The 16,773-nt window shown below is 60.4% G+C and carries 15 protein-coding genes and 1 tRNA gene; 4 read left to right on the top strand and 12 right to left on the bottom strand.

The genetic code is table 11. The features are described 5' to 3' along the window. Positions 1-170: 170 nt before the first annotated feature. Positions 171-1,058, bottom strand: coding sequence for a LysR family transcriptional regulator (locus tag CO583_RS04695; protein ID WP_043562005.1), 888 nt, complete (start codon positions 1,056-1,058; stop codon positions 171-173). Positions 1,059-1,170: 112 nt separating this feature from the next. Between CO583_RS04695 and CO583_RS04690 the strand changes: the two genes are divergently transcribed. Next, entirely contained in the window at positions 1,171-2,808 is a 1,638-nt protein-coding gene (locus tag CO583_RS04690) for an alpha-keto acid decarboxylase family protein (RefSeq protein WP_248630294.1), read from the top strand. A gap of 128 nt (positions 2,809-2,936) precedes the next feature. On the opposite strand, the gene CO583_RS04685 is transcribed toward CO583_RS04690, so the two are convergent. From CO583_RS04685 to hisB, 7 genes are all read right to left on the bottom strand, one after another. Next, positions 2,937-3,012: transfer RNA gene (locus tag CO583_RS04685), tRNA-Glu, on the bottom strand. 140 nt (positions 3,013-3,152) lie between these two features. Further along, positions 3,153-3,533 (bottom strand): HIT domain-containing protein, encoded by a 381-nt coding sequence (locus CO583_RS04680; protein ID WP_043562011.1) that lies wholly within the window; start codon positions 3,531-3,533, stop codon positions 3,153-3,155. A 90-nt stretch (positions 3,534-3,623) separates the two neighbouring features. Continuing rightward, entirely contained in the window at positions 3,624-3,986 is a 363-nt protein-coding gene (locus CO583_RS04675; RefSeq protein ID WP_052349243.1) for a phosphoribosyl-ATP diphosphatase, read from the bottom strand. 29 nt (positions 3,987-4,015) lie between these two features. Then, positions 4,016-4,777 carry an imidazole glycerol phosphate synthase subunit HisF gene (hisF, locus tag CO583_RS04670; protein WP_248630295.1) on the bottom strand — a complete coding sequence of 254 codons (762 nt, stop codon included), beginning with the start codon at positions 4,775-4,777 and terminating at the stop codon, positions 4,016-4,018. Beyond that, positions 4,771-6,165 carry a 1-(5-phosphoribosyl)-5-[(5-phosphoribosylamino)methylideneamino]imidazole-4-carboxamide isomerase gene (gene hisA / locus CO583_RS04665; RefSeq protein WP_227449767.1) on the bottom strand — a complete coding sequence of 465 codons (1,395 nt, stop codon included), beginning with the start codon at positions 6,163-6,165 and terminating at the stop codon, positions 4,771-4,773. The genes hisF and hisA overlap by 7 nt, the downstream gene beginning before the upstream one ends. Next, a complete protein-coding gene (gene hisH, locus CO583_RS04660) occupies positions 6,150-6,794 on the bottom strand; it encodes an imidazole glycerol phosphate synthase subunit HisH (protein ID WP_043562021.1) in 645 nt (214 codons plus the stop codon). The genes hisA and hisH overlap by 16 nt, the downstream gene beginning before the upstream one ends. An 82-nt stretch (positions 6,795-6,876) precedes the next feature. Continuing rightward, positions 6,877-7,479: an imidazoleglycerol-phosphate dehydratase HisB gene (gene hisB / locus CO583_RS04655; RefSeq protein WP_043562024.1), complete on the bottom strand. Its 603-nt coding sequence runs from the start codon at positions 7,477-7,479 to the stop codon at positions 6,877-6,879. Between the two features lie 111 nt (positions 7,480-7,590). Here hisB and CO583_RS04650 point away from each other — a divergent pair, with 111 nt between their 5' ends. From CO583_RS04650 to CO583_RS04640, 3 genes are all read left to right on the top strand, one after another. Then, positions 7,591-8,208, top strand: coding sequence for a nitroreductase (locus CO583_RS04650; protein WP_248630296.1), 618 nt, complete (start codon positions 7,591-7,593; stop codon positions 8,206-8,208). 82 nt (positions 8,209-8,290) lie between these two features. Beyond that, positions 8,291-9,556, top strand: a complete 1,266-nt coding sequence (gene ubiM, locus CO583_RS04645) for a 5-demethoxyubiquinol-8 5-hydroxylase UbiM (protein WP_248630297.1) — start codon at positions 8,291-8,293, stop codon at positions 9,554-9,556. 237 nt (positions 9,557-9,793) lie between these two features. Then, positions 9,794-11,401, top strand: a complete 1,608-nt coding sequence (locus tag CO583_RS04640) for an NAD(P)/FAD-dependent oxidoreductase (RefSeq protein ID WP_081562670.1) — start codon at positions 9,794-9,796, stop codon at positions 11,399-11,401. Positions 11,402-11,406: 5 nt separating this feature from the next. Here CO583_RS04640 and CO583_RS04635 read toward each other — a convergent pair whose 3' ends face one another. The 4 genes from CO583_RS04635 to CO583_RS04620 form a co-directional block, all read right to left on the bottom strand. Beyond that, positions 11,407-12,168, bottom strand: coding sequence for an RNA pseudouridine synthase (locus CO583_RS04635; RefSeq protein ID WP_248630298.1), 762 nt, complete (start codon positions 12,166-12,168; stop codon positions 11,407-11,409). Positions 12,169-12,171: 3 nt separating this feature from the next. Next, positions 12,172-15,195 (bottom strand): DNA translocase FtsK, encoded by a 3,024-nt coding sequence (locus tag CO583_RS04630; RefSeq protein WP_248630299.1) that lies wholly within the window; start codon positions 15,193-15,195, stop codon positions 12,172-12,174. A gap of 97 nt (positions 15,196-15,292) precedes the next feature. Continuing rightward, positions 15,293-15,940 carry an RsmD family RNA methyltransferase gene (locus CO583_RS04625; RefSeq protein ID WP_086441407.1) on the bottom strand — a complete coding sequence of 216 codons (648 nt, stop codon included), beginning with the start codon at positions 15,938-15,940 and terminating at the stop codon, positions 15,293-15,295. A gap of 4 nt (positions 15,941-15,944) precedes the next feature. Beyond that, the gene (locus CO583_RS04620) at positions 15,945-16,724 is read right to left on the bottom strand and encodes a pseudouridine synthase (RefSeq protein ID WP_248630300.1); all 780 of its coding nucleotides are present in this window, start codon (positions 16,722-16,724) and stop codon (positions 15,945-15,947) included. Positions 16,725-16,773 lie beyond the last annotated feature (49 nt).

Here is a 16,773-nt window from a genome sequence, read left to right as displayed (position 1 = left end):
ACCAGCAGGAAGGCAGTCAGAGACCATGCGACTGCAGGTCGTGATGTAGGTGGAATGTTTGTCTTTTTCATGGCTTTTATAAACCATGCGTTGGAAAATTGTCCTTGTGCCGGGGAGAGCCGAATGGAGGCCGGGGCATGTTGGTGCTTGCAGGCGTCTCGGGCAGGGGGTCAGGGCAAGCTGGTCTGCAACCAGGCTTCTTCGGCTTTGTTCAGGGGGCTGTTGCGGCGGACAGCGAGTGAAATGGTGATGCGGATGGTCGGGTCCTGCAACGGGCAGCAGTACAGCCCGTCATTCTGGGCCGGATTGTGGAAGGCCGCCGGAATGATGGTGACGCCGACACCCGCCTGAACCATGGTCAGCAGGAGGGTTGTGTCACCCGTGCGCCCGGTGACATGGGGTGCGGCCCCGTGACTGGCAAAGGCCTCCGAGATGAAACGGTTTATCTTGAAGTTCTCATTCATGAGGACGATCTTCTCATCCAGAATGTCCGTGAAGGAGCAGCTCTCCCGGCCTGCGAGCCGGTGTGAGTCGGCCATCAGCAGGCAGAGTTCTGCCTCTGCAAAGGGGATGGTGCGCAGCTGCCTGTTCTGGACAGGCCCTATGAGGGCGGCGATGTTCGTGTGATGGCCGAGAAGCTGGGCCACCAGCCTGTCGGAGGGATGTTCCTCGATGTTCAGCACGACATCGGGATAGAGGCTGCAGAACTGCCGGATGATGGGACGGAAATAGATCGCCCCCAATATGGGTGGGAGTGCCAGATGGACCGTCCCCTTCAGGGGGCCTGAATCATCCGCCATCGCCCGGTGAAGATTCTGTTCGGCCTCAAGCAGACGTTCAGCATGAAGAAAGAAGGTCTTGCCCTTTTCCGTCAGGGTGATGGTCTTGTGGGACCGCTCGAAAAGGCGGACGTCCAGTTTGTTTTCCAGAGAGCGGATGCCCATGCTCAGGGAAGGCTGGCTGATGTGCAGCTGGTCACTCGCACGGCTGAAGCTGCCCTGTGTGGCAACGGCCATGAAGTAGTGGAGTTCCCGGAGGGTCAGTTGGGGGTATGGCATAGGGAAAAGGCTATAGTCTGTATAGAAATATAATATTATCATATTGAAGATGGGCTGGATAGGCTTTCCTCAGAGGCACGGACTGACGTGCCAATGATGAAAGGAACGTACGATGGCAAAGGTTGTCGATTATCTTCTGGACCAGCTCTCCCGGCTGGGTGTGGAGCATGTCTTCGGTGTCCCGGGTGACTATGCCTTCCCGATCAATGACGCCATCACGGCCAGGGCGGACATGCGCTGGATTGGGTGCTCCAACGAACTGAATGCCGCCTATGCGGCCGATGGCTACGCCCGCATACGGGGGATTGCGGCCCTGAACACGACCTATGGCGTTGGCGAGCTGAGTGCCATGAACGGCGTTGCCGGGGCATATGCGGAGCATCTGCCGGTCATCCATCTGGTTGGCCTGCCCAAGCGGGCCGTGCTGGATGAAAAGCGGCTTGTGCATCATACCCTGGGCAACGGGCAGACCACGGCCTTTTATGATGCTGCCGGTCATGTCGTCTGTGCCCGTACCATTCTGGATGGCCAGAACTGCGTGCAGGAGCTGGAACGTGTTCTGGCCACGCTGCGCCGGGAGCGGCGGCCGGTCTATATTGGCATCCCGTTCGATGCAGCTCATGATGATGTGGTCATGCCTGATGGTGACATGGCCCTTCCGGAAGTGCGGAGCGGGAAACAGGCCGCCATCGTGGCACGGCGCATCATGGCCGAGCTGGAGCGCAGCACGTCTCCCTGTGTCCTGCCGGGTATCCTGACGGCCCGGTTTGGCTGCCGGGAGGCGATGAGACGGTTCCTCAGCCGGTCCGGTCTGCCCCATGCCACCATGTTCATGGACAAGGGCGTGGTGGATGAACAGGCTGAAGGGTTTGTGGGGATGTATGGCGGGCATCTCGTGCAGGAAGATGTCGCCGACTTTGTGGAGCAGGCCGATCTCGTCCTGACGCTGGGTGCTGAAATGACGGATTTCAACACCGGGCTTTTCACCCAGAATCTGGACCCGGAACGCATCATCAGTGTCATGGCGCATGAGGTGCGCTTTGGTGATGGTGCCGTTCATGCCGTTGATCTGGCCGATGTGATCGAAGCCTTGGCCGATCTGGCCGATACCGTATCCTGCCCCGCCGGTCCCGGCTATCTGGGGATGGAACTGCCCCCTCGGCAGGCTGACGAAGGGGATGCTGGGGTGATCAGAACCCATACCTTCTATGCCGCCATACGGGATCATCTCCGGGCCGGGGATATCGTCGTGAGTGAGACGGGGACGGTCGCCATGGGCATGGGCTTCATCCGTCTGCCTGAAGGGGTCGACTATGAGGAGCAGAGCCTGTGGGGGTCCATCGGCTGGGCCACGCCGGCGGCGTTCGGCATGGCCATCGCAGCCCCTCACAAGCGGATCATCCTGCTGACTGGTGAAGGGTCACATCAGCTGACGGTACAGGCTCTCGGTGAATTTGCCCGTTTTGACTGTCATCCGCTCATCCTTGTCCTGAACAATGATGGCTATCTGATCGAGCGTCTGCTCTGTGATGACGGGGAACGTTATTACAATGACATTGCCAGCTGGGATTACACGGCTCTGGCCCGTGGGTTCGGCGGCAAGGACTGGCAGTGCGAGCGCATCAGCACACCCAGGGCTCTGCGTCAGGCTCTGGACGCTGTCAGGCCGGGGCAGGGTACCTATCTGGAGGTCGCCGCACCACGTTATGATGCTCCCGTCATGGCCGAGGTTCTGGGCGAGATGCAGTAAGGTCTCGTTCTGAAACCGGGTGGGCAGGCGCACTCCGTGTCTGCCCACCAAGGGGAAGAATGGTACGTCAGGATGATGTCCAAGAGATGCCTGTCAGGCCAGATTGTTCAGAGTTTTCATGAAATGTCTGGCGTCCCGTACGGGATTCGAACCCGTGTTGCCGCCGTGAGAGGGCGGTGTCCTAGGCCTCTAGACGAACGGGACTAAAGGCGTGAGCCCTCTCTAGAGGGAACGGCGGGGAAGTGCAAGAGGGAAAGATACTTTTTGTAAAAAAAGGTTTTCCAACCAGTCCCGAAAGGGGGGGAAGCCGCCCAGAGGCGGCTTTCCCGGATGGGGCGGTGCCGTTACTGGTCAGCCGCCAGGATGGGGCCGAGCGGGCGCCCACCCAGAAGATGGACGTGGAAGTGCGGCACTTCCTGTCCACTGTCACGACCCACATTGCTGATGAGGCGGAACCCGCTGGGGATGAGGGACTGCTCGGCGGAAATTTTGTCCACCAGTTTCCAGAAATCCAGAATCTCTTCATCGCTGGCACGGGAGATGAAGTCGTGCAGGTCCGTGTAGGCGCCACGGGGGATCACCAGAACATGGATCGGGGCGAGGGGAGAGATGTCGTAGAAAGCGAAAGAATGTTTGCTGTCGCAGACACGTTCAGCGGGAATCTCTCCCCGCAGTATCTTGGCGAAGACATTGTTGGGATCGTAAGCGGGGGTAGCGGTCGGCATAAGATGGGTTCCTCCTCTTCCTCCATGATTGGGGAGTGAGGTGGGGGGAAGTCAAGGGAGGGGGAGGCAACCCACCTATGAGCCGTGCCTTCAGAAGGCCGGTTTCGGCCGGGAGGCTTTTTCCTCGATGCCGCTCGTGCCTTCACGGCGTTCCAGCTCGGCCCAGACATCCGCCGGATCAATGCCCGCATCAACCCACATCACGATCAGATGATAGAGGACATCCGCACTTTCGCTGATGAGGCCCTGCCTGTCGCCCTTGATGGCCTCGATGACACATTCGACGGCTTCTTCGCCAAATTTCTGGGCAATCTTGCTCCGCCCCCGGGCCATGAGACGGGCCGAATGGCTGACGGATGGTGAGGCTCCCTTGCGGGCCAGAACCGTATGGTAAAGTCGTTCCAGAACCTCTTTGCGGCCTGTCTCACGGGAGGGGGTATTATTCTGGGCCATATGTTTCCTGTCCTTTGTCATGCCAGTCCCTAGCGGCCCAGCCTGACGGGCAGCCGGGCATCGTGCAGGGCCTGTTTGACCTCACCGATCCTGAACTGGCCGAAATGGAACACGCTGGCGGCCAGCAGACCGCTGGCACCCGCCCGGGCTCCTTCCACGAAATGGGCCAGTTCCCCCACACCACCGGAGGCGATGACGGGAATGGAAACACGTTTGCAGATGGTTCCCAGCAGATCAAGGTCAAAGCCGGACCGTGTACCGTCACGGTCCATGCTGGTGAGCAGGATTTCTCCGGCTCCCCGTGTGGCCATCTGCTCGGCCCAGGCGACGGCATCCAGTCCGGTTGGTTCCCGTCCGCCCTTGGCGTAGACCTCCCATCCGCCATGGCCATCGGAGCGGGCATCTATCGCCACGACGATGCACTGGCTGCCAAACCGTTCTGCTGCTTCATTGATGAGCTCTGGCGTGCGGATGGCGGCGGAGTTGATGGCACACTTGTCGGCACCGCTCAGCAGAAGTCTGCGGATGTCCGCACAGCGTCGCACGCCACCACCAACGGTGAGGGGCAGGCGGACTTCGGCGGCGGTACGTTCGACAACGTCAAGAATGGTGTCCCGATTGTCCGAGCTGGCCGTGATGTCCAGAAAGGTCAGCTCGTCCGCTCCGGCGGCATCATAGAGGCGGGCCTGTTCCACCGGGTCTCCGGCGTCCCGCAGGGAGACGAAATTGACTCCTTTGACGACCCGCCCGTCATGGACGTCGAGACAGGGGATGACACGTAGCTTCAGCATGATCCCTCCAGTACGGACAGGGCTTCCGGCAGATTGATGCGGCCATCATACAGGGCGCGCCCCACGATCACGCCGGTGATGCCGGGCGTTTCATCGGCCGCCTGTCGCAGGGCCCGGAGATGGTCCAGCGTGCCCACGCCGCCGCTGGCGATGACGGGGATGGAGACATGGCGGGCCAGCTCGACCGTCTGATCAATGTCCAGACCTTCCAGCATGCCGTCCCGGGTGATCTCGGTGAAGATGATTCCGGCGACGCCTGCCTCTTCCATCCGGCGGGCGAGGTCGGTGGTGGTCAGCTCGGAGACTTCGGCCCAGCCTTCGGTGGCAACACGGCCCTGCCGGGCGTCGATCCCGGCGATCACGCGGCCCGGCCAGGCACGGGCGGCCTGCCGGACAAGGCCGGGGTCTTTCACGGCGGCAGAACCAAGGATGACCCGGCTGACACCGGCTTCCAGCCAGCGTTCAATGGCTTTCATGTCCCGCAGCCCTCCGCCGAGCTGGACAGGAAGAGATGTGGTGGCGATGATGTCCTCCACAGCCTTCACATTGGCCGACCGGCCCGCAAAGGCGCCGTCCAGATCGACAATGTGGAGGTGGCGGCACCCGGCCTGTTCGAACAGCTTGGCCTGGGCAGGAGGATTGTCGGAATAATGGGTGGCAGCATTCATGTCCCCCTGCCGCAGGCGGACACAGGCCCCGCCCTTGAGGTCGATGGCCGGGTAGAGGGTCAACGGTTTGCGGAGGGTTCCGCCCGGTGCGGGGCCATGGTGTGGCACGGAGAGCGGTGTGCCGGCAGGTTGCCACTGCATGGCTCTTTCTTCAGGGACGAGGAGTTTTGAGAAGAATAGTCCGCGCACTGTCCGGTCTCCGATTCGTGCAAAATAGGGGTGTGTGCCCCAGTGGGTGAAGTTGAATGAGGTGAGCAGTGTTATGGCGTCGTGCAGTGTTTCACGCACACGGCAGTCCAGTACCTTGGCGCCCCGGGTCAGTGCCCTGTTGATGATGGCCTCCATGAGGAGGGCGCCCAGACCTTTTCCCCGCTCGTAAGGAACGATGAAAAAGGCGGTGATGGTGGCGCTGGCACCGTATATTTCGGACCGGGACGTGGCATGAGCGAGAACAGCCGCCCCGCAGATGCTGCCATCCGGTGCCCGGACGATGAAGACGTCCCGGTCCGGTACCAGCAGGAGGCCCTCGAAGAAACGCCTCAGGACGGCACTTTCAGGGGGCGTGTGCCAGTCGAACACGCCCTCGGCCAGAATGGCGGCCACGGTGCTTTCCATCAGGCTTTCGAGGTCATCCTCGCTGATGGTGTGGCCCAGCCGTTCGGCCCGGTAACTGTCTGGAGGCTGGTTCCATGGCCGTCCCTGCATCAGCCAGGCTGCCATGTCAGGAAATTGCCCAGGATGGTCAGACCTACATCCTGGCTTTTTTCCACGTGGAACTGTGTGCCGCAGCGGTTGCCCCTGGCCACGATGGCCGGAATGGTCATGCCGTAATCCGCCGTGGCGATGGTTTCTTCTGCCCGGGCGTCCACCAGGGCATAGGAATGGACAAAATAGCCGTGATTTCCCGGCTCAAGCCCTTCTGTCAGCGGATGGGCACCGGGTGTGAAAGAGAGAGTGTTCCACCCCATGTGCGGCAGCCGGAATCCCTGTCGGGTACTGTCATCCATGGGAGCGATGTGGCCATCAATCCAGCCCAGCCCTTCCGTGCGGCCATGTTCCAGCCCGTACTGGGCCATGAGCTGCATCCCCACGCATATGCCGAGAAAGGGCGTGCCTTCTGCTGTTGCCTTTTCCAGCAGGGGGCGGAGAGCGCCCTCGTCCAGCCCTTTCGCACAGTCGGCAAAGGCACCCTGGCCAGGCAGGATGAGACGGTCGGCAGCAAGGATGTCAGCCTCGTTGCGGGAGATGGCGATGTCGGCTTCCAGCCCTCGCAGGGCTGCGGCCCTTCGTGCTGCCTGTGCAGCAGAAGCCAGGTTGCCGCCATTGTAGTCGATTACAACAACACGCATGAACACTCTCCATACTGCAAGCTGCCCGGTCCTGTTTCAGGCAGGTGGGGGAGACAAATCAAGGAAAAACCGTGAGGGAGCCTTACAGCACCCCTTTGGTGGATGGAATCTGCCCGGCGCTGCGGGGGTCGCGGGAGAGCGCCATGCGCAGGGCCCGGGCGAAGGATTTGAAGGCACTTTCGGCAATGTGGTGGGCATTGGTTCCGGCACGGCCATTCATGTGCACGGTGATGCGGGCGGACATGCAGAGAGCACGGAAAAACTCTTCCACCATTTCCGTGGCCATGGCGCCGATCATCTCACGGGGGAAGGTGATGTTCCAGGCCAGGAAGGGGCGGCCTGAAATGTCCACAACCGCTTCACAGAGCGCTTCATCCAGAGGGACAAGGGCAGAGCCGAAACGTTCGATGCCCCGCTTGTCGCCGATGGCCTTGTGGAGGGCCTCTCCCAGCGTGATGCCCACATCCTCGATGGTGTGGTGGTCATCAATATGGAGGTCGCCTTTCACCTGTACGGTGAGGTCCAGCCCGCCATGCCGGGCCAGGGCATCCAGCATGTGGTCGAAGAAGCCGATGCCTGTCTGGATGCTGTTCTTCCCGTGTCCGTCAATGGCGAGGGAAAGGGCGATGTCGGTCTCGCCTGTCTGGCGATTCAATGTGGCGGTTCGTGATGTCTGAGTCGTCATGTCTTTCTGCTATACCAATATGGGCTGCTTTCCAAACTTGCTTATTGTGACGCTGTGGGTGAGACTGTCCAGTTAACAGACCATGACAAGATTTTCAGGAGAGCCGTCATCATGGCGCAGGCTTCATCCGTTTCCCCGCTTGATGTGTTGCTGGAGCGTTCCTCGACAGGCGATCTGGTCGCTCCGGCTCCGCAGGGAGAGGTGCTGGCCCGCATCCTCTCCGCCGGGCTGAGGGCTCCGGATCATGGGCATCTCTGCCCGTGGCGGTATGTGGTGATTGCTGGCGATGCCCGCCCGGCCTTTGCCGGACATGTTGTTGCCGCCGTGGCCCGGCAGGAGCCTGATGCCCCGGAGAAGAAGCGTGAGAAGCGGCGCAGGCGTTTTTCCGAGACGCCGATGGTCATTGCACTGGGGATGCATCTCCGGCCGGAGCACAAGGTTCCTGTCATGGAGCAGGAAATGGCTGTGGCCGCCGGGGCCATGAATGTCCTCAATGCCCTGCACATGGAAGGATTCGGAGGGGTATGGATCAGCGGGAGGTTCTGTGAGGACCGGTCCCTGCTTAGCCAGCTGGGGCTGGAGGCCCCGCACCGGCTTGCGGGGTTCCTGCTTGTCGGTACGCCAGAAAAGCCGGAACGGGCCCATGGCCGCCCGGATGTGGGTGATCATGTGGCTTTCTGGGATGGGCAGACACCTGTCACATTCGGTGCGGATGACAGGCAACGCTGAGGACGGGGACGGGCTGCTTGCCGGGGCATGCCTGGTAGGTTAAAGCCGTGACCAGGGAGAACTGGGGGACAGGGGCTGCATCATGACACGACATGGTAATGAGCATCAGGCAGAGGGGCCAGAGCAGAAGGGGGGGGCCGCCTGTGATGTGGTGATCGCTGGTGGTGGTCCTGCCGGTCTGGCGGCCGCCCTGTCTTTTGCCCGGGAAGGCTGGCAGGTGAGCGTGGTGGAAAAAGCTCCCTGCAGCGTGCTGGAGGCTCCGTCCTTCGATGGGCGGGAAATTGCCCTGACCCACCATACCGTGCATTGGCTGAAACAGCATGGCGTTTGGGACGAGATTCCGGCAGAGGCCATCTGCCCCCTTGATGTCGCCCGGGTAGAGAGTGGCAGTCTGGGCGGCCCTCCTCTCATTTTCCATGCGCCGGATGGGGGAGGGGCTGCCTCGTCCGATGCGGGGCCAGAAGGTGAACCGCTGGGCTTTCTGGTGGCCAATCATCTCATCCGTCGTGCCCTTCATCGTGTCGTGAGCCGGACAGAGGGCATCACCCTGTTCTGCCAGACAGGCGTGACAGGGTATCAGACCGGGCGGGATGCCGTGCAGGTCCGGCTGTCGGATGGGCGGGCCATGCAGGCCCGTCTTCTGGTCGGGGCGGATGGCCGCTTCTCCCAGATACGGGAGCTGGCCGGGATCGGGGCCATCGTGCATGATTTCGGCATGAGCATCCTTGTCTGCCGGATGCGGCACCTTACACCGCATGACAATACGGCCCTGCAATGGTTTGATGAACGCCAGACGATCGCCCTCCTGCCGGTCGCCCCGGATGGGGGTATGGGCGATATTTCGTCTCTGGTGCTGACCCTGCCGCCGGATGATATTGCCCGACTTCGTGTAGCGGCCCCGGATGATTTCAATGCCGAGATCACCCGTCGGACGGATGAACGGCTCGGCCTCCTGCGGGTGATGAGCGACCGTATCACCTACCCGCTCAAGGCCGTCTATGCCCATCGCTTTCAGGCTCCCCGTGTGGCCCTGATTGGTGATGCTGCCGTGGGTATGCACCCCATTACGGCACATGGTTTCAATTTCGGCATCCGGGGGCAGGAAACACTGGTGCAGGAGTTGAGCGCTGGACCTGGGGACCCGGGTGATGCGGCGTCGCTCCAGCGTTTTGAGCGGCGACATCGCAAGGCAACTTTCCCGCTCTTTACGGCGACCAATGCCATTGCTGTGGCCTACACCCGGGATGATGGACCATTCCCTCTGGCCCGCCGGGCCGGACTTATGCTGGCCAACCGTCTGGCCCCTTTCAAGAAGGCCGTGACGCGGATGCTGATGGACCCCGTGTGAGGTTCATGCCTGTTCAGGGGATCAGATTCCCTCTGTGGGAATGGTTTATTTTTAATTAACAAAATGACTTGCCTGATATGGCTTTCCACGGTGATACTGGTCGTGGGAGCAATCCGGTGAAGGAAGCTGTCCCATATGACAATGTGGGATGAACGGATCGGGACAGCCCAGTGTATCTGATTGTCAGGTTCCAGAAGCTGGCAGTTGCGTCATGTGTGGAGTACAGGGTGAGTTGTGATGTATGACGTCCTTATTATTGGTGCGGGATTTGCTGGACTGACACTGGCCTATCAGCTCAGGAAAAAGTCCAGTGACCTGCGCATTGCCATTGTGCATGATTCTTCCTTTCCCCTCGATGACATATCAGACAAGGTCGGTGAGTCCTTCAATGAAATAGGGGCTGTTTATTTTGATCAGATGCTCGGGCTGAAGGAATTCATGAAGGAGCGTTACCCGCGGAAGCTGGGAATGCGTTTTTTCAAGATCAATGAATCATCCTATCAGGAAATGGGTTACAATAATTTCACTCCCAACCATGCCTTTCATTTCGAGCGTGGGAAGCTTGAGAATGATCTTTTTGACCTTGTCAAAGACAAGGTGGATTTTTACCTGAACCATAAATATCTTGATTTCGAAACGGTTGATGGTGAAAAGCACGTTCATGTTCTGGACAGGAATGATAAAAGTTCCAGAACGTTGAAAGCGCACTGGCTTGTTGATGCTGCCGGGCTGAAGAAGCTGCTGGCCCGTAAATTCGACCTCACACACAGGTTGCCACTCAACCATTCGTCTGTCTGGTTCCGGGTTGGGGGTGGTGTCAATGTGGATGATTTTCTGCCACTGACCAGCGACAACCCTTTCACGACGGAGAATCGGTCATGGAGCTCCATTCATCTGGAAGGTGTAGGGTACTGGGTATGGATCCTGCGTCTTTCCGAGAACGTGACAAGTGTCGGCATCATTTTTGATGAGAACATGTACGAGTTCCAGGATCTCGCCACATGGGAGAAGACAAAGCTCTGGTTGAGAGACAATGTCCGGGTCCTGATGGATTATCTTGATGAGGAACAGTTTCCCATCATGGACTTCAGGATCTTGAGGCGGTTTGCTACCCAGTCTGATTATTGGGTGAGTGATGAGCGCTGGGCTCTGGTGGGGGATGCCTACGGAATATGGGACCCCTACTATTCCAATGGATTTGACCTGATTGGCATGCAGAATACGATCCTGACAGAGCTGATCCTCGCAGAACGTGCTGGCCAGGAGATCCATCAGCGCATCCAGGGGGCCAACCGGTTCATAAGCGATGTCATGAGGGGGTTTGCCGCCACCTTCACGGATTTCTACTCACGGAAAGACCGCTGGTACTACATCTGTTCAAAATATAACGTCGACATGGCCGTCTATTTCCCGATATTGGCCACCATCGTGCATAACTCCTTGGAGTCCATGTTTGTGGATGAAGACCCGGTATTCCGGGACAGGGTCCTGTTTTATCTTGAGGAGGGTGGAGGTATCTATTTTCAGCTGATCCAGCTCCTGGCGTCTGACGAGTTCAAGAACAATGGGGTGGACGGGTACGATTACATGCCGCTCAATGCGGATACATATCATGCCTTCGTCCCGGAAATGGATATCCCCTATCATGAGAAAGAGCGGGTATTTCCCATTCTGGAAAAGAACTGCAATCTGCTCTGGTGCGTTTTCCATTATCTGAAATCAGGCCGCAACTATATGGATTTCATAAAGAACGGGGCCTATTTTGCCATTACGGAACAGACGGACCCCGAGCGTTACAGGGATAACCCGGACCAGCTGGAAGCTGATCTGTTCCATTCTGCCTGAGGATATTACGGTCTGGCTGGGATGGCGTGGGCCTGGAGGAACCGCTCCAGTTCCACGTCTCCTGCTGTGGCCTTTATGCGGCATGAGCTGGCGAGCCGGGGGACGGTTCTGTCCGTTTCCGGTGGAGAGACCAGCCTGACGGGCACTTCCAGGGAGCGGGCGAGCAGACGCATCCGGCCTGCATCATGGCGGCTGCCATAAAGACCATCCCCGATGATGGGCGTGCCCAGTGCGGCGCAATGGACACGGGCCTGGTGGGTCCGTCCTGTATGGAGGGTCAGCTCCAGCAGGCTGGATGTTCCGTCACTGGCCAGAACACGCCATGATGTCCGGGCCAGACGGCCCTGGTCAGTCTGGGAAGGGTGTACTGTTTCGGGCATGGGGTCGGAGACCATTTTCCATCCCTGCCGGACTGAGGAAACACGTCGTAGCAGGGTTGTGAGGGTGCCCTGCTGTCTGGTGGGATGTCCTTCAACCAGTGCCCAGTACCGTTTGATGGTTTCATGTGTGGCAAAGGCCTTCTGTGCAGCAACAAGGGCTGATTTGCGTCGGGCTATGAGAAGGCACCCTGCCGTATCAGCATCCAGCCGGTGGACCAGCCACGGGCCGCCCCGCTTCTGGGGGAGCAGACGGCTCTCGACACTGTCCTGGACTTTGGGGCCGGGATGGGCGGCAAGTCCTGCCGGCTTGTTGATGACGACAAAATGACGGTCCTCCCAGAGGAGGGGCAGCTTCTTTCCGGGCTGGAAGAGGGGAGGGGGCGCCACGGGTCAGTCCTCGTCATCAGGATCGTGCCGGTCCAGCCCCAGAGAGGCCTTTGTTGCCAGAACATCCCGTTTTCCCACATGGTTGGCAGCGCTGATGATACCTTCCCTCTCCATCTGGTCGATGATGTTGGCAGCCCTGTTATAGCCTATGCGGAGATGGCGCTGCACGAAGCTGGTGGATGCCCTCTGGGCCCGGACGACAAGTTCTGTTGCCTGTTCATAAAGGGCACTGTCCTGATCTTCATCAGAACCTTTGCCGCTCCCTTTGCTGCTGGAGGATGCCTCTTCCTCTTCCTGTTCGTCAGCCAGCACCTCGGTGTTGTAGACAGGGGAGCCTTTGGAGCGCAGGTCGGCCACCACGGCTTCGACCTCTTCATCACTGATGAACGGCCCATGCACACGGGTGATGCGGGCACCACCCTGCATGAAGAGCATGTCACCCCGGCCAAGAAGCTGTTCGGCCCCCTGCTCACCCAGAATGGTGCGGCTGTCGTATTTGTTGGTGACCTGGAAGGAAATGCGGGTTGGGAAGTTGGCCTTGATCGTTCCGGTGATCACATCAACAGAAGGACGCTGCGTGGCCATGATGACATGCACGCCAGCGGCACGGGCTTTCTGGGCCAGACGCAGCACGGAAGCTTCAATCTCTTTACCGGCCACCATCATCAGGTCAGCCATCTCATCAATGACGATGACGATGTAGGGGAGGTGTTCCAATGGCAGGCGATGTTCGTCAAAAACGGGGCGGCCCGTTTCCGGGTCGTAGCCTGTCTGGATGCGGCGGGTAGGTGTTTCACCGGAGGCTTTCAGGTGGCGTATCCGGTCATTGTAACTGCTGATATTCCGCACACCATGATCCGCCATCAGGCGATAACGGCGGTCCATTTCTTGTACGGCCCATTTCAGAGCACTGACAGCCTTGGGTGGTTCGGTCACCACCGGGGTCATCAGATGCGGGATGCCGTCATAGATGGACAACTCCAGAATCTTCGGGTCGATCATGATGAGGCGGCAGTCTTCCGGGCTGAGCCGGTAGAGCAGCGAGAGGATCATGGCGTTGATCCCGACTGACTTGCCGGACCCGGTCGTTCCGGCCACGAGCAGATGCGGCATCCGTGCCAGATCGGCCATGATGGGCTCCCCGGCAATGTCCTTGCCAAGGGCCAGTGGCAGCTTGCTGCGGTTTTCTTTCCAGGCCGGTGAGAGCAGAAGCTCAGGGAAATAGACTGTCTCACGGGTCTTGTTGGGGACCTCAATCCCGATGACATTCCGGCCCGGCACTGTGGCGATGCGGACGCTCAGCACGGCAAGGGTGCGGGCGATGTCATCAGCCAGTCCGATCACCCGGGAGGAGCGCACGCCAGGGGCTGGCTCCAGTTCATAGAGTGTGACGACTGGCCCGGCCCGGTAATCGGTAATGGTTCCCTGTACGCCGTAATCATCCAGCACTTTTTCCAGCATCTGGGCATTGGCCTGGAGAGCCTCTTCGGAAGGACCAGTTTCGTTCTGGTCTGGCAGCGGGTTGAGCAGGCCAATGGAAGGTGGCAGCCAAGCGGAAGGGGCTGTCATGCCGGGCAGTGGTCCCGGAGCCATACCGGGTGGTGGCGGAACAGGGCGTGGTGGCATGACAGATGCCCCGCCCGGTTGCATGGAGCCTTCATGGGCCGGAGCCCCGTTCATGCCGACTGCATGATCCGTAGCTGCCTGCATGGTGGGAGCAGCATTGTAGGCTGTTTCTTCCACCATGCCGGAAGAGCCCGACCCGGCACCAGTCGCCGGGCTGGTGGCGGCCATGAAGCGCTTCAGGAAGCCGGGCTGCTGTGCCGGACCGGAAAGTTCCTGTGGCTGGATATCCAAGGGGGCGCCGGAGATGTCGTCATGGGTCTCTTCCGCATGGCGGCGCTGGACCGTGCTTGTCCGCCCGGGGTCGTGGCGGATATGGGCCAGCATACGGGCATAGGGATTGTCGGCCTCGTCTTCCGGCTGTGTGGCCTGAAGGGCGTCTTCTTCCTGGACAGGGACCGGGTCAGGCCGGGGAGGGGGTTGTGTCTGGGCGGAAGAGGGCTTCTGCCAGGGGGCCGCCCCCTGCTGCATGGGGGACCATGGCGTGGTGCCGGTGGGGGCTGGTGCTGTCCGCTCTGCCTGTCGGCTGAGGTTGCGCATGATGAAACCGGATGGAAGAGGGGCATTTCCCATGGCCGGGCGTCCATGGCGGATGGGACCGCCAGAGCCTGAAGGATAAGCGACATGCCGTTCTGCCTCGGGGGTTGCTCTGCGGGAGCGGAGCAGGGCCCTGACAGGGAGGCGCACCAGGGCGCTGAGGCCGCGGCCAACGGAGCGCCACTCCCGCCCCTGCAGCCCCATGGACAGGGGACAGAAGACGGCCAGTATGGCAAGGCTGATCAGGATGGAGAGAATGCCCCCCATGCTGCCAGTTTCACCCGAGACAAGATTCAACAGCTTCTGGGCAAAGAAAACGCCGGTTTCCCCTCCCAGCCCGCTGCTGGTGGGCCAGGCAATGCCCAGCCCGGGAACGGTCAGCTGTAACAGGCCGATCGTCATTGCGGCGGCCGGACAGAACAGTGCCGCAGCTACGAGGCGGAGCAGAGGCAGGCCAAGATGGTGATGGCGCAGGAGCTGCCACGTCCATGCCAGCAGGACGAGGACAGGGACAATGCCTGCCAGGCCGAGCAGCTGCATCAGCCCATCGGCAATGGTGGCTCCGAAACGTCCGAGCAGATTGGTTGGTTCAGTGCCTGTGGCGGTGTTGAAGGAGGGATCATGCGGGTTGAAGCTGAAAAGGGAAGCCGCAATCGCCAGTGCCATGATGAGGAGAATGACAGCCAGTATTTCCATCATCCGTGCCGAGAGGATGCGGGAAAAGGGGGAGTCATGCCATGCGGGAATGTCCAGGGTGTCGTCCGCCATGTCATGCCCGGGAAATGGGTCAACGGTGCTGGCATGGCTGCGCCGTGAGGCAGGCAGGATGGCACGCAGCTTGGCGGGAAGGCGAAAGCGGGAAAGCACAGGGGCAGATCCTCTGGCGGGTCAGGAAGGCATGATCGGCCCGCAATATAGCCTGTCCGGACTGATTCTGGAAAGCGGAACCACCCGTTCGCCCGGATCAGGGCACAGGGCGGCTGCCTTTGACACTGCCATCATGGCGCCAGACATGCAGTGTGGCAGCGCCGAAACTGCGCTGTGCCAGCAGTTCTGGCGGGGGAGCCGCAAGGCTGGGCAGGAGATGGGCATGGAAGGGCTGGAAGGGCTCTTCAGGGTCCCGGCCATCATTCTGGAGAGGCGTGGTTTCCGTTTCTGCAACAATCAGGGCTCCGTCAGCCACCCAGCCTGCACGCCACAATGTGCGCAGGCCCTTCTGCACCAGCCCTTTGTGATAGGGAGGGTCGAGAAAAATGAGCGTATGAGGCTGAGGCGCCTTGGGGGGATGGGTTACGTCACAATGGCGCAGGCGGGCACGGTCCGCCATGCCGCAGCTGCGGAGATTGGCCTGGAGGGCGGCAATGCCGGGACGGCTTCCTTCCATGAAGGTGGCAAACCGTGCCCCACGGGAGAGGGCCTCCAGCCCTAGGGCACCCGTACCGGCGAAGGCATCCAGTACCAGCGCTTTTTCCAGCTCATCCCGGCCAAACCAGGGAGCATGCATGAGCATGTCAAAGAGGGTCTGCCGGGCGCGCTGGGCTGTCGGGCGGGTGGTCATCCCTGCGGGGACCTGAAGGCGACGGTTGCGGGCTGTACCGGCAATGATCCTCATGGTGTCAGGACCGTGTCCTGCCGGGCCTGCCGGACTTCAGGCCCGGAATCTGCTCCAGCAGGGTCTTGTGCGAGACCTCTTCCAGCTCATGGGGTTTGAGAGTGCCAAGGCTGAAGGGGCCGTAGGAGAGGCGGATGAGGCGGCTGACATGGAGGTTCATGCCCATCATGACCTTGCGGATTTCGCGGTTCTTGCCCTCCCGCAGGCTGACGGTCAGCCATGAATTGTCCCCTTTGGAGGAATCCAGCGTTGCCTCGATGGGACCATACTGCACACCATCCAGCACACAGCCTTTTGCAAGCTCTTTCAGCCGCCGTTCATCCACAAGACCGAAAACACGGACACGGTAACGGCGGATCCACTGGCGGGAGGGCAGTTCCAGCTCACGGGCCAGGCCGCCATCATTGGTCAGCAGCAGCAGTCCCTCGGAGTTCAGGTCCAGCCGTCCCACGCTGACAACACGGGGCATGGCGGCGGGCAGGGAGTCGAAAACCGTGCGGCGTTCTTCCGGGTCGTGATGGGTCGTGACCAGCCCGGCGGGCTTGTGATAGCGCCAGAGGCGGGTCCGCTGGGGCGGGTCCACGGGCTTGCCATCCACGCAGACAACATCACCCGGCTGGATGAAAGTGGCTGGATGGGTGACCGGGCTGCCACCAAGGGTGATGCGGCCTTCCCCTATCATCCGTTCGATGTCACGGCGGCTGGCCACCCCGCGGCGGGCCAGAGCCTTGGCAATGCGTTCACCACGCTGTGTTTCGGAGGAAGGGGATGCAACATCTTTCATAACCTGCGGACATACAGTGTCCGGCCTTTCCTTGGCAATCCATTTACGG

The organism is Parasaccharibacter sp. TMW2.1882 (genome assembly GCF_023337635.1).
GTDB lineage: Bacteria > Pseudomonadota > Alphaproteobacteria > Acetobacterales > Acetobacteraceae > Bombella > Bombella apis.
Note: the sequence above shows the minus strand (reverse complement) of the source record. Positions and strands in the feature narration are given on the sequence as shown.